This is a genomic window from Xanthomonas sp. 1678, assembly GCF_031455575.1.
GTDB lineage: Bacteria > Pseudomonadota > Gammaproteobacteria > Xanthomonadales > Xanthomonadaceae > Xanthomonas_A.
Genome location: NZ_JAVDSZ010000003.1, coordinates 525316 through 538227, shown reverse-complemented (window position 1 = coordinate 538227; position 12912 = coordinate 525316). Strand labels below are relative to the sequence as shown.

Here is a 12912-nt window from a genome sequence, read left to right as displayed (position 1 = left end):
GCCATGTCTCATGACCTGCTCAACCGAATCGACCAGCGCACCCGCTTGGCGGGCCACAACCGGCTTGCCCTGCTGCTGTTCCGGCTGGGCGGTCGTCAGCTTTTTGGCGTGAACGTCTTCAAGGTGCAGGAAGTGCTGCGCCGTCCGGATCTGTTCCAGGTGCCAGGGCTGCCACTGCAATTCTCCGGCGTCGCCGACGTCCGCGGCCGTTCGGTGCCGGTGCTCGACCTGGGCCTGGCGATCGGCCACCCGGAGCGCGAGACGCAGGCCGACAAGGCGCCCGGCTACCTGGTGGTCACCGAGTTCAACCGCTCGGTCCAGGGCTTCCTGGTCAGCGGCGTGGAGCGCATCGTCAACATCGCGGTGGAGGACATCCATCCGCCGCCGGAACTGGGCGCCGAATCCAGCTACCTGACCGCGGTGACCCGCTTCCAGGGCGAGCTGATCCAGGTCATCGACGTGGAAAGCGTGCTCGCCGACATCGCCCAGACCCGGGTCGAGGCGCAGATCGACCCGTCGCTGGCGCTCACCGGCTCGCAGCTGCAGGTGCTGGTGGTGGACGACTCGCGCGTGGCCCGGCAGCAGATCCGCAGCGTGCTCGACCAGCTCGGGGTCGGCGCGACCCTGCTGTCCGACGGCCGCCAGGCCCTGGACCATCTCTTGCAGATCCACGCCGGCGGCGAGAATCCGGCCGACCGCTACGCCATGGTGATCTCCGACATCGAGATGCCGGCGATGGACGGCTACACGCTGACGACGGAAATCCGGCGCCACCCCGGTCTGGCCGGCCTGTATGTGCTGCTGCACACCTCGCTGTCGGGCGTGTTCAACAACGCCATGGTCGAGCGCGTCGGCGCCAACGCCTTCGTCGCCAAGTACAGCCCGCACGAGCTGGCCGACTACGTGCTGGCGCGGTTGCGGGTGGTCGCCGCGGCCCAGGCCGCCTAGTTCTCCGCGGCCCCGGCGCGACGCCGGGAGCCTGCCTGGGGCGCCGCAGCAGCGCCGCCCCGGCCCTGTGGCATGCCGGAAAGCGGGTGATCCCACCCCGCCCGGCGCGTTGGTCCCCGGTTTTGGCACAGGCCTTGCCTGTTCTCCTGCAACGAACCGCGGGAGCGCGCCATGTCCAATCTGATTTCATCCTACCTGGGGGTCCACGGCGACGCCCTGCCGCTGCGCGAGCAACGGATGAAGCTGATCGCCAGCAACCTCAGCAACGTCGACACCCCCGGCTACAAGGCCCAGGACCTGGACTTCGACGCGGCCATGCGCGCCGCGCAGGGCCAGCGCGACGGCAGCCAGATGGCGGTCACCGACAGCCGCCACCTCGCCGTCGGCGGCGCCACCGGCCTCAATCCGTTCCAGCTCACCCGCCAGGCCAGCCAGCCCAGCCTCGACGGCAACACCGTCGATGCGGACGCCGAGCGCGCCGCCTACGGCCGCGCCGCGCTGGAATACCGCGCCTCGCTGAGCTTCGTCGAATCCAAGGTGCGCAGCATGCTCACCGCGATCACAGGCCAATAAGCATGAGCAATCTGCCGATCTTCGATGTCGCCGGCTCCGCGCTGCAGGCGCAGTCGGTGCGACTGAGCACCATCGCCAGCAACCTGGCCAACGCCGACTCGGTGGCCGGCTCGGCCGAGGCCGCCTACAAGCCGATCGAACCGATCTTCCAGGCGGTGCGCAACCCGCACGACAGCAGCCTGACCTCGGTCAACGTCAAGGAAATCGCCCAGAGCAAGGATCCGCCGCTCAAGCGCTACGAGCCCGGCCACCCGCTCGCCGATGCCGACGGCTACATCTACTCGCCGGACGTGGATCCGGTGGCGCAGATGGTCAACCTGATCTCCGCCTCGCGCAATTACCAGGCAGGCGTGGAAATCCTCAACACCGCCAAGGAACTGGCGTTGTCCACCTTGACCATGGGCCGCTAAGCGCCCCTCCCTCCCGCCGCTTCCCGGCCTAGGACGTACTGATGAGTACCGTTTCCAGCGACATCTATTCCAGCCTCGGGCTGACCGGCTCCAGCACCAGCAACACCGCCTCCAAGTCGGCGTCGCTGAACCAGGCCGACTTCCTGAAGCTGATGACCGAGCAGTTGCAGCACCAGGACCCGCTCAAGCCGATGGACAACAGCCAGATGGTCTCGCAGATGGCGCAGCTGTCCACCGTGCAGGGCATCGGCGACCTCAACAAGACCGTGACCGCGCTGTCCGATTCGATGAGCACCGACCAGATCCTGCGCGGCGCCCAGCTGGTCGGGCACAAGGTGCTGGTGCCGTCGGCGACGATGCCGCTGGGCGCCGAGGGCGGCGTCAACGGCGTGATCGCCGCGCCCGGCGCGGGCATCGTCAACCTCACCGTCAGCGACGCCAACGGCAACGCGGTCAAGCAGATCAGCGTCAACGCCAGCAAGGCCGGCGAGGTCAATTTCAGCTGGGACGGCACCGATACCAACGGCATCCGCCAGGCCGCCGGCAAGTACAGCGTCACCGCCACGCATACCGACAGCAGCGGCACCAACAGCACGCTGTCCACCTACATCCAGGCCCCGGTCGAGAGCGCCACCATCGGCTCCGACGGCATCTACCTCGACCTGACCGGGCTGGGCACCGCCCCGCTCGCCAACGTGCTCCGCGTCAGCTGAGCCGGCCAATCCACAGGAGTCCATCATGGGTTTCAACACTTCGCTGTCCGGCATCAAAGCGGCCAATTCCGACCTCAACGTCACCGCCAACAACATCGCCAACGTCAACACCACCGGCTTCAAGGAATCGCGCGCCGAGTTCGCCGACCTGTTCTCCGCCACCGGCTACGGCATCGCGCGCAACGCGATCGGCGCCGGCGTGCGGGTCAGCAACGTCGCCCAGCAGTTCTCGCAGGGCAACGTCGACCCGACCGGGCGCAACCTGGACCTGGCGATCTCCGGCGACGGCTTCTTCACCATGACCAGCAACGGCGCCAAGGTCTATTCGCGCGCCGGCAACTTCCAGACCGACGCCGACGGCTACGTGGTCAACCCGCAGGGCGCCAAGCTGCAGGTGTTCCCGCCGGCGGCCAACGGCAACGGCTTCGCGGTCGGCACGCTGACCGACCTGCAGCTGCTGACCACCGACAGCTCGCCCAAGCAGAGCGAAATGGTGAACCTGATGTTCACCCTGCCCGGCAACGCCAACGTGCCGACCGTGGCCACCTTCGCCCCGACCGACGCCAACAGCTACAACCACTCCACCGGCGGCATCACCGTCTACGATTCGCTGGGCGTCAGCCACACCCAGACCTCGTATTTCGTCAAGACCGCCACCGCCAACCAGTGGCAGGTGCACAACTACGTCGACGGCGTCGCGGTGGGCACGCCGAGCACGCTGCAGTTCGACGGCAACGGCAAGCTCACCACGCCCGCCGACGGCCGCATCGCGCTGAGCACGTTCACCCCGAGCACCGGCGCCGGCACCCTCAACCTGACCCTGGACGTGAGCGGCTCGACCCAGTACGGCGAAGCCTTCGCCCTGCGCGACGCGCGCCAGGACGGCTACGCCAGCGGCAAGCTCAACTCGATCAGCATCGACGCCACCGGCGTGGTCTACGCGCGCTACTCCAACAACGCCGACAAGGCGCTGGGCCAGGTCGCGATGACCAACTTCGTCAATCCGCAGGGGCTGAGCTCGCTCGGCGACAACGTGTGGGCGGAAAGCTCGGCCTCGGGCAATGCGCGCACCGGCGCGCCGTCGACCTCGGACTTCGGCGACATCCAGTCCGGCGCGCTCGAAGCCTCGACCGTGGACCTCACCGAACAGCTGGTCAACATGATCGTCGCGCAGCGCAACTTCCAGGCCAACTCGCAGATGATCTCCACCCAGGATCAGGTCACGCAGACCATCATCAATATCCGTTAAAGCCGGGATTGGTGATTCGGGATTGGTGATTCGCAACGGCTGGCATTCCGTCGATCGGAAGCCAGCCTTGCACGCCACCCCTGATCGTTTGCGGCACCGCCGCTTCTTCGAATCCCGAATCCCCCCATCCCGAATCACGGCTCACATCCATGGACAAAGCACTCTACGTCGCCATGACCGGCGCCCGCGCTTCGCTGCAGGCGCAGGGCACGGTCTCGCACAATCTGGCCAATGTCGACACCGCCGGTTTCAAGGCCGCGCTGGCCAATACCGAGGCGTTCCGCATCCAGGGCGCCGGCTATCCGTCGCGGATCGATGCGCTGCACGTCGACCAGGGCTTCAACCGCGACGTCGGCGCGCAGCAGGTGACCCGCAATGCGCTGGACGTCTCGCTCAGCGCCGACAACTGGCTGGCCGTGCAGGCCAGCGATGGCAAGGAGGCGTATACGCGCGGCGGCGAACTGGCGTTGACCGCGAACGGCCAGCTGGTCACCTCCAGCGGCCGCGCGGTGCTGGACGACCAGGGCAATCCGATGGCGATCCCGCCGCACCAGGCGCTGGAGATCGGCGGCGACGGCACCGTGTCGATCGTGCCGCTGGGCGAAGGTCCGCAGGCGATGACCGTGGTCGGCAAGATGAAGGTGGTGCAGGCGCCGGCCGAACGCCTGGAACGCCGCCCCGACGGGCTGATGCGCAACATCAGCGACGATCCGACCCAGGCGTTCGCCCTGTCCGCCGGCAGCCCGGTCCACACCGGCGCGCTGGAAGGCAGCAATGTCGACGCCGCCGGCGCGCTGGTGCAGATGATCCAGCTGCAGCGCCAGTTCGAGATGCAGGTGAAGGTGATCAAGCACGGCGACGAGAACGCGCAGTCGGCCAACACCATGCTGCGCCTGAACGGCTAAGCCCGCAGCCGGCGCAGACGGAAAGCCGGCGCATTTGTGGCACGGCACATGCATCAGTCTCCCTGCCCCTCGCGGATCACGGGGCCACCATCTAGAGGAATCGGGTCATGAATCAGGCTTTGTGGGTCGCCAAGACCGGACTGGATGCGCAGCAGACGCGCATGTCCGTCGTCTCCAACAACCTGGCCAACACCAACACCACCGGCTTCAAGCGCGACCGCGCCAGCTTCGAGGACCTGCTGTACCAACAGGTGCGTCAGCCCGGCGGCGCGACTTCGGCGCAGACCCAACTGCCGTCCGGCCTGCAGCTGGGCACCGGCGTGCGCGTGGTCTCCACCTCCAAGGATTTCGAGCAGGGCAACCCGCAGCAGACCGGGCGCGCGCTGGACGTGATGGTCAACGGCCGCGGCTTCTTCGAAGTGCAGATGCCCGACGGCACCTCGGCCTATACCCGCGACGGCAGCTTCCAGATCAATGCGCAGGGCGAACTGGTCACCAACAGCGGCTATGCGATCCAGCCCGGCATCCAGGTCCCGGAAGGCGCGCAGTCGCTGACCATCGGCACCGATGGCACGGTCAGCGTGCAGGTCGCCGGTACCGCCGCGGCGCTGGAGATCGGTTCGTTGACGCTGAGCGATTTCATCAACCCCTCGGGTCTGCAGGCCAAGGGCGAGAACCTGTACGCGGAAACGGCCGCCTCCGGCCCGGCACAGAACGGCACGCCCGGCCTCAACGGCCTCGGCACCACCGTGCAGGCCTCGCTGGAAGGCAGCAACGTCAACGTGGTCGAGGAGCTGGTCAGCATGATCGAGACCCAGCGCGCCTACGAGATGAACGCCAAGGCGATCTCCACCACCGATTCGATGCTCGGCTATCTGAACAACAACGTCTGATCCCGACTTTCCTGGAAACCGCCATGTCGCGTCTGTCCTCTCTCTCTCTCGTCACCGCCGCGCTGCTCCTGCCGGCGCTGCTCGGCGGCTGCACCAGCCTGGGCATCGCCGCCGGCGATGTGCGCCCGTATGCGCCGATGGCGCCGATCGTGCCGGTGGTGGCGCAGGCCGCACAGCCCAGCGCCGGCGCGATCTATGCCGCCGGCCCAAGCCTGTCGCTGTATTCGGACCGGCGCGCCCGCGATGTCGGCGACCTGCTGACCATCACCCTGGTCGAAAGCACCAACGCCAGCACCACCGCCAACACCAGCATCACCAAGAAGGACGCGGTGACGATGGCCACGCCGACCCTGCTCGGCGCGCCGCTGACGGTCAACGGCATCAACGTGCTCAACAACTCCACCAGCGGCGACCGCAGCTTCGCCGGCAAGGGCAACACCGCGCAGAGCAACACCATGCAGGGCAGCATCACCGTGACCGTGATGCAGCGCCTGCCCAACGGCAACCTGGTGATCCAGGGGCAGAAGAACCTGCGTCTGAACCAGGGCGACGAACTGGTGCAGGTGCAAGGCATCGTCCGCGCCGCCGACATCGCCCCGGACAACACCATTCCTTCCAGCAAGGTCGCCGACGCGCGCATCGCCTACGGCGGCCGCGGCGCCGTCGCCCAATCCAACGCGATGGGCTGGCTGAGCCGCTTCTTCAACTCGCGCATCTCGCCGTACTGAGGCCTGCCATGAATCTTTCGTCCCTGCCCTGCCGCCTGCTCGCCGCGTTCGCGCTGTGTGTCGGCCTGGCCACCCCGGCCGCCGCCGAACGCATCAAGGACCTGGCCCAGGTCGGCGGCGTGCGCGGCAACGCGCTGGTCGGCTACGGCCTGGTGGTGGGTCTGGACGGCAGCGGCGACCGCACCAGCCAGGCGCCCTTCACCGTGCAGAGCCTGAAGAACATGCTCGGCGAGCTGGGCGTCAATGTTCCGTCGAACGTCAATCCGCAGCTGAAGAACGTGGCCGCGGTGGCGATCCACGCCGAACTGCCGCCGTTCGCCAAGCCCGGACAGCCGATCGACATCACCGTCTCCTCGATCGGCAACGCGGTCTCGCTGCGCGGCGGCTCGCTGCTGATGGCGCCGCTGAAGGGCGCCGACGGCCAGGTCTACGCGATCGCCCAAGGCAGCCTGATCGTCGGCGGCTTCGGCGCGCAGGGCAAGGACGGCTCGCGGATTTCGGTGAACGTGCCCAGCGTCGGCCGCATTCCCAACGGCGCCACGGTGGAGCGCGCACTGCCGGACGTGTTCGGCGGCAGCAACGAGATCACCCTGAACCTGCACCAGAACGATTTCACCACGGTGTCGCGGATGGTCGCGGCGCTGGAGAACGCGTTCGGCCCGGGCAGCGCGCATGCGGTCGACGGCGCCACCGTCGCGGTGCGCTCGCCGACCGACCCCGGCGCGCGCGTCGGCCTGCTGGCGCGGATCGAGAACATCGAGCTGTCGCCGGGCGCGGCGGCGGCCAAGGTGGTGGTCAACGCCCGCACCGGCACCGTGGTGATCGGCGCGCAGGTGCGGGTCAGCCCGGCGGCGATCTCGCACGGCTCGCTGACCGTCACCATCAGCGAAGGCAGCCAGGTCAGCCAGCCCAACGCGCTGAGCAACGGCCAGACCGTGGTCGCGCCGAAATCGACCATCACCGCCACCAACGAAGGCAGCCGCATGTTCAAGTTCGAGGGCGGCACCTCGCTGGACCAGATCGTGCGCGCGGTCAACGAAGTCGGCGCCGCGCCGGGCGACCTGATCGCGATCCTGGAAGCACTCAAGCAGGCCGGCGCGCTGAGCGCGGAGCTAGAGGTCATCTGACATGCGCATCTCGGCCTCCCCGATCGAACTGAACGCGACCACCCCGAACGATCCGGCCCGGATCGACAAGGTGTCGCGCCAGTTGGAAGGACAGTTCGCCAACCTGCTCGTCAAGAGCATGCGCGACGCCAGCTTCGGCGATTCCCTGTTCCCGGGCGAGAACCAGACTTTCCGCGACATGTACGACCAGCAGATGGCCAAGGCGCTGACCGAGGGCAAGGGACTGGGCCTGGCGGCGATGATCGCCAAGCAGCTGGGCGGCGGCAAGAGCGCCGACGCCCCGCCGACCACTACCTCGATCGGCGCCGCGCAGGCGGCCAAGGCGTATTCGCTGGTGTCCGGCCAAGGCGGCGGCAGCGTCGGCAACGGCGCGATCGCCGGCGCATCCGCGCCGGCCGATACCGACGCTGCGGCGATCGCCGGCGCCGGCGCCTGGAGCGGCATGGAGGCGGCGGATGCGTCGCAGCAGCAGGTCGCGCGCGTGCTCGACCTGATCGCCGGCCGCGAGACTAGCGCGATGCACGAAGCGCTGGGCAGCAACCCTGCCGACGGCAGCGCCACGCTGCCGTGGACCGGCACCGACGACCGCTGGCCGAACCTGGCCGCCACCGCGGCCGACGACGACAAGAGCATCGATGCCGGCGCCGCCGCGGCGGCCAACGCGGCCGCGGCCAGCCTCGGCGCGCGCACCCCGGAAGGCTTCGTCGCGCAGATCTGGACGCACGCGCAGAAGGCAGCCAAGGAACTGGGCGTGGACGCGCGGGCGCTGGTCGCGCAGGCCGCGCTGGAAACCGGCTGGGGACGCCGCGGCATTTCCCGCGGCGACGGCGCCAGTTCCAACAACCTGTTCGGGATCAAGGCCACCGGCTGGAGCGGCGAGCGCGTCACCACCGGCACCCACGAATACGTCAATGGGGTCAAGCAGTCGCAGAGTGCGGACTTCCGCGCCTACGCCTCGCCGGCCGAGAGCTTCGCCGACTACGTGCGCCTGCTGAAGACCAATCCGCGTTACCAGCAGGCGCTGAACGCCGGCACCGACATCCGCGGCTTCGCGCAGGGCCTGCAGCGCGCCGGCTATGCCACCGATCCGTCCTATGCGGCCAAGATCGCCGCGATCGCCGGCGGCCCGACCATCGGCCGCGCCGTCGCCGCGATCGGCAATGCCGCCGCCAGCGGCATCGGCCGCGCGTTCGCCAGCACCTCCGATCCGTCCAACAGCGCCCTGCGCTGAGGTAGCCGTCCATGTCCGTCCTCTCCACCGGCACCAGCGCCCTCATCGCCTTCCAGCGGGCGCTGGCGACCGTGAGCCACAACGTCGCCAACATCAACACCGATGGCTACAGCCGGCAGCGGGTCGCGTTCGCGACCACCACGCCGACCCGGTACGGCTCGGACTACATCGGCAACGGCACTAAGATCACCGACATCTCGCGCGTCGCCGACCAGCTGGCGACCTCGCGGCTGCTGGACAGCGGCGGCGAACTGACGCGGCTGAAGCAGCTGTCGGCCTTGTCCGACCGCGTCGACGGGCTGTTCTCCGACACCGCCACCAATATCTCCGGCCAGTGGTCGAAGTTCTTCGACGCCAGCACCGGCCTGTCCGCCAACGCCTCGGCCACCGCCAGCCGGCAGAACCTGCTGGACAACGCCGGCTCGCTGGTGACCCGCTTCAAGCAGCTCAACGGGCAGATGGACGCGCTCGGCAACGAGGTCAACAACGGCCTGCTGTCCGCGACCACGGAAGCCAACCGCGTGGCCGCCGAAGTGGCCAAGATCAACGGCCAGATCGGCAGCAACGCCGCCGCGGCCGCGCCGGACCTGCTCGACCGCCGCGACCAGCTGATCACCCAGCTGGTGGGCTACACCGGCGGCAGCGCGGTGCAGCAGGACGGTGGCGCGATCAACGTCTACACCGCCGGCGGCCAGGCGCTGGTGGTCGGCACCAGCGCCTCGACCCTGACCACCGTCACCGATCCCTACCAGCCCGGGCGCCTGCAGGTCGCGCTGCAGGCGCAAGGCGCCACCATCGCCCTGGGCGACAGCGCGATGGGCGGCCAGATCGGCGGCCTGCTCGAGTTCCGCAGCGACGTGCTGGATCCGACCAAGGCCGAACTGGGGCGCCTGGCCACCGGCCTGGCGGTCACCTACAACCAGCAGCACAAGGCCGGCGTCGACCTGTACGGCAACCTGGGCGGCGACTTCTTCTCGCTGTCCGCCCCCAGCGTGAACTCCAACGCCGCCAATACCGGCAGCGCCAGCTTCAGCGCCGCAGTCGGTGACCTGAGCAAGCTCGACGGCAAGAACCTGCTGCTGAAGTTCGACGGCAGCACCTGGACCGCCGCCCGCGCCGACACCGGCGCCAGCGTGGCCATGACCGGCACCGGCAGCAGTGCCGACCCGTTCGTGGTCAACGGGGTGACGCTGCAGCTGTCGGGCACCGCCGCCGCCGGCGACAAGTTCCTGCTGCAGCCCACCGCCGACGCGGTCACCCACCTGGGCGTGGCGATCACTGATCCGTCGCGCATCGCCGCGGCCACGCCGATCACCGCCAAGACCGACCTGGACAACCTGGGCACCGGCAAGGTCAGCAACGTGCGCGCCAGCAACGCCGCCAATCCCAACCTGCTGAACCCGTCCAGCATCGCCTTCATCGACGCCAACCAGTACACCATCGACGGCGCCGGCCCGTTCGCCTACACCGCCGGACAGACCATCAGCGCCAACGGCTGGAGCCTGACCCTGGACGGCGCGCCGGTGGCCGGCGACACCTTCGCGGTCGGCCCCACCGGCGCCGGCTCCAGCAACAACGGCAACGCGCTGACCCTGTCCAACCTGGACGATGCCAAGGCGTTCAATGGCGGCACCATCACCCTCAACGGCGCGGTGTCAGGCCTGACCACCACGATCGGCTCGGCGGCGCGGCAGGCCAAGTACGCGGCCGACGCCCAGGACGTGATCCACACCAATGCGCAAGACGCGCGCGACTCGGTGTCCGGCGTCAACCTGGACGAGGAAGCCTCGAACATGTTGCGCCTGCAGCAGGCCTACCAGGCCGCGTCGCAACTGATTTCCACCGCCGATACGATGTTCCAGTCCATCCTGGGTGCGATCCGATGAGCAACCGCATTTCCACCGGCATGATGTTCAGCCAGTCGGTCAACAACATGCTGGGCAAGCAGGCCAAGATCTCGCACCTGGAACAGCAGCTGGCCACCGGCAAGCGCCTGGTCACCGCGGCCGACGATCCGGTCGCCTCCGGCACCGCGGTCAACCTGGACCGCGCGGTGGCCGAGCTGGCGCGCTTCGGCGAAAACGCCAACAACGTGCAGAACCGCCTGGGCCTGCAGGAGAACGCGCTGGCGCAGGCCGGCGAGCTGATGGCGCGGGTCAGCGATCTGACCGTGCAGGCGAACAGTTCGGCGCTGACCACCGACAACCGCAAGGCGATCGCCTCCGAACTCACCTCGCTGCACGACAGCCTGCTGAGCCTGTCCAACAGCACCGACGGCAGCGGCCGCTACCTGTTCGCCGGCGCCGCCGACGCCAACGCACCGTTCGCGGTGGTCGGCGGCCAGGTGGTCTACAACGGCGACCAGACCCAGCGCAGCGTGGAGGTGGCCGCCGACACCCTGGTCGCCGACGCCCTGCCCGGCAGCGAGATCTTCATGCGCATCCGCACCGGCGACGGCACCGTCGACGCGCACGCGGCCGGCGCCAACACCGGCACCGGGCTGTTGCTGGACTTCAGCCGCGACGCGACCTCCGGAACCTGGAACGGCGGCAGCTACAGCGTCGCCTTTACCGCCACCGACACCTATGAAGTGCGCGATGGCGCCGGCACCGTGGTCAAGACCGGCACCTACGCCGCCGGCGAGACCATCAGCTTCGACGGCCTGAAGATGCGCCTGGACGGCGCGCCGGCGGTCGGCGACAGCTTCCAGATCGGCGCCGCCACCAACAAGGACGTGTTCTCCACCATCAGCACTCTGGCCGCCGCGCTGAACACGGACCCGATCACCGCCACCGACAAGGCCGCGCTGCAGAACACCCTGCAGTCGTCGATGCGCGACATCAGCCAGGCCTCGGCGAAGATGATCGACGCGCGCGCGTCCGGCGGCGCGCAGCTGTCGGCGATCGACAACGCCGCCGAGTTGCGCGCCTCCAACGAAGTGACGCTGAAGACCACGCTATCCTCGCTGCGCGATCTGGACTACGCCGATGCGATCGGCCAGTACCAGCTGGAGCAGTCCGCGCTCAAGGCGGCGCAGACCATCTTCACCCAGATGCAGTCGATGTCGCTGTTCAACATGATTCGCTGAATCCCCGCATTCTCTTGTTGCGCGCATGCCGGCCGGCGCCGACGGCGCTGCGGTTCGGACGGACCTCGACGCAATCCGGGCGCAACTGCAGCGCCGCCGCTCCAGCCCCGGGACGGCTTTCATCGGCCACGAAATTGCGCGATGCTCTGCCGAACGGGGAGAATGCATGACAACCAGGGAACAGGACGGCGCCCACGCCGATGTGCCGGCGGGCGCCGCGGCCGCTTCTGGCGGCAGGCCGCAGGCCGATGCGATCGAGCAGGCGCCGACCGATTGGTCGCTGCTGCCGGTCAAGCACGTCAACCAGGACTCGATGGTCGCGGAGATCTGGCGCCTGCTGCGGCAGGAGCCGGCGCTGATGGTCAGTGCCGGCTACGTCTTCCTGTCCGCGCTGGGGCTGTGGTCGAGTTACTTCTTCTACCTGCGTTTCCAGTTGTCGATCCTGGACTACCTGCAGGTGAGCGACTTCCTGGTCGCCGGCCTGCGCGATCCGGCCTACATCCTGATCCTGCTGCTGGGCATCCTGATGGCGGTCGTGCTCGGCTGGCCGGAGACGCTGCGCCGCCGCAACCCGGCCAAGGTGGAACGCCTGCGCGCGCGGCATTGGGGCTGGCGGTTGCTGTTCTCGCATTCGCCGTGGATGAACTGGGAACTGTTGGGGCTGCGGCCGTTGACCGGCATGTGCATGGCGGTGGTCTGCTTCATGGCCTTCGGTGCGGCACTGTATGCCATGAACACGGCCGAGAAGATCCGCGATGGCCGCGCGGGCACGCCGGTGCAGGTGGTGCTCAGCGGCGACAGTGCGGCGCTGCCGGGCAACGCGAAATTGCTGGGGTCCAGCAGCGCGTTCGTTTTCCTGTGGTGGCCCGAGCAGCGTCGCGCCGAAGCAGTGCCGATCGCCTCGATCCGCCGGCTGCAGTCTGGCGTGCTGCCGGCCAAGCGCCCGGCTCCGGCAACGGCGGCGAAACCGACGCCGGTGCCTGCCACGGCGCCCTGATCGCCTGGACTTCACTGCCCCTGGGCCACAGGGCCGCGGATACACCGATG

General features: G+C 68.6%; 13 protein-coding genes. All 13 read left to right on the top strand.

The genetic code is table 11. The features are described 5' to 3' along the window. The first annotated feature begins 3 nt into the window (after positions 1-3). The 13 genes from J2Y70_RS08490 to J2Y70_RS08430 all read left to right on the top strand — a co-directional run bounded on the left by J2Y70_RS08490 (position 4) and on the right by J2Y70_RS08430 (position 12862). Positions 4-948, top strand: a complete 945-nt coding sequence (locus tag J2Y70_RS08490) for a chemotaxis protein (RefSeq protein WP_263398280.1) — start codon at positions 4-6, stop codon at positions 946-948. A 171-nt stretch (positions 949-1119) separates the two neighbouring features. Beyond that, complete coding sequence (flgB, locus tag J2Y70_RS08485; protein ID WP_263398279.1) at positions 1120-1521, top strand: flagellar basal body rod protein FlgB; 402 nt, start codon at positions 1120-1122, stop codon at positions 1519-1521. Positions 1522-1523: 2 nt separating this feature from the next. Then, positions 1524-1931 carry a flagellar basal body rod protein FlgC gene (flgC, locus tag J2Y70_RS08480; protein ID WP_263398278.1) on the top strand — a complete coding sequence of 136 codons (408 nt, stop codon included), beginning with the start codon at positions 1524-1526 and terminating at the stop codon, positions 1929-1931. A gap of 41 nt (positions 1932-1972) precedes the next feature. Then, on the top strand, positions 1973-2644 hold the full coding sequence (locus J2Y70_RS08475; RefSeq protein ID WP_263398277.1) for a flagellar hook capping FlgD N-terminal domain-containing protein: 672 nt from the start codon (positions 1973-1975) through the stop codon (positions 2642-2644). Between the two features lie 25 nt (positions 2645-2669). After that, the gene (flgE, locus tag J2Y70_RS08470) at positions 2670-3893 is read left to right on the top strand and encodes a flagellar hook protein FlgE (protein ID WP_263398276.1); all 1224 of its coding nucleotides are present in this window, start codon (positions 2670-2672) and stop codon (positions 3891-3893) included. 149 nt (positions 3894-4042) lie between these two features. Then, complete coding sequence (locus J2Y70_RS08465; protein ID WP_309915811.1) at positions 4043-4798, top strand: flagellar basal body rod protein FlgF; 756 nt, start codon at positions 4043-4045, stop codon at positions 4796-4798. Positions 4799-4905: 107 nt separating this feature from the next. Further along, the gene (gene flgG, locus J2Y70_RS08460; RefSeq protein WP_263398274.1) at positions 4906-5691 is read left to right on the top strand and encodes a flagellar basal-body rod protein FlgG; all 786 of its coding nucleotides are present in this window, start codon (positions 4906-4908) and stop codon (positions 5689-5691) included. Positions 5692-5714: 23 nt separating this feature from the next. Next, entirely contained in the window at positions 5715-6419 is a 705-nt protein-coding gene (flgH, locus tag J2Y70_RS08455; RefSeq protein ID WP_263398273.1) for a flagellar basal body L-ring protein FlgH, read from the top strand. A gap of 8 nt (positions 6420-6427) precedes the next feature. Further along, positions 6428-7546 carry a flagellar basal body P-ring protein FlgI gene (locus tag J2Y70_RS08450; protein ID WP_309915807.1) on the top strand — a complete coding sequence of 373 codons (1119 nt, stop codon included), beginning with the start codon at positions 6428-6430 and terminating at the stop codon, positions 7544-7546. A gap of 1 nt (position 7547) precedes the next feature. After that, positions 7548-8777: a flagellar assembly peptidoglycan hydrolase FlgJ gene (flgJ, locus tag J2Y70_RS08445; protein ID WP_309915804.1), complete on the top strand. Its 1230-nt coding sequence runs from the start codon at positions 7548-7550 to the stop codon at positions 8775-8777. Positions 8778-8788: 11 nt separating this feature from the next. Further along, positions 8789-10663 carry a flagellar hook-associated protein FlgK gene (gene flgK / locus J2Y70_RS08440; RefSeq protein WP_309915801.1) on the top strand — a complete coding sequence of 625 codons (1875 nt, stop codon included), beginning with the start codon at positions 8789-8791 and terminating at the stop codon, positions 10661-10663. Next, a complete protein-coding gene (gene flgL / locus J2Y70_RS08435) occupies positions 10660-11865 on the top strand; it encodes a flagellar hook-associated protein FlgL (RefSeq protein ID WP_263398269.1) in 1206 nt (401 codons plus the stop codon). Before flgK ends, flgL begins: the two co-directional genes overlap by 4 nt. A gap of 25 nt (positions 11866-11890) precedes the next feature. Continuing rightward, on the top strand, positions 11891-12862 hold the full coding sequence (locus J2Y70_RS08430; RefSeq protein ID WP_309915796.1) for a hypothetical protein: 972 nt from the start codon (positions 11891-11893) through the stop codon (positions 12860-12862). Positions 12863-12912 lie beyond the last annotated feature (50 nt).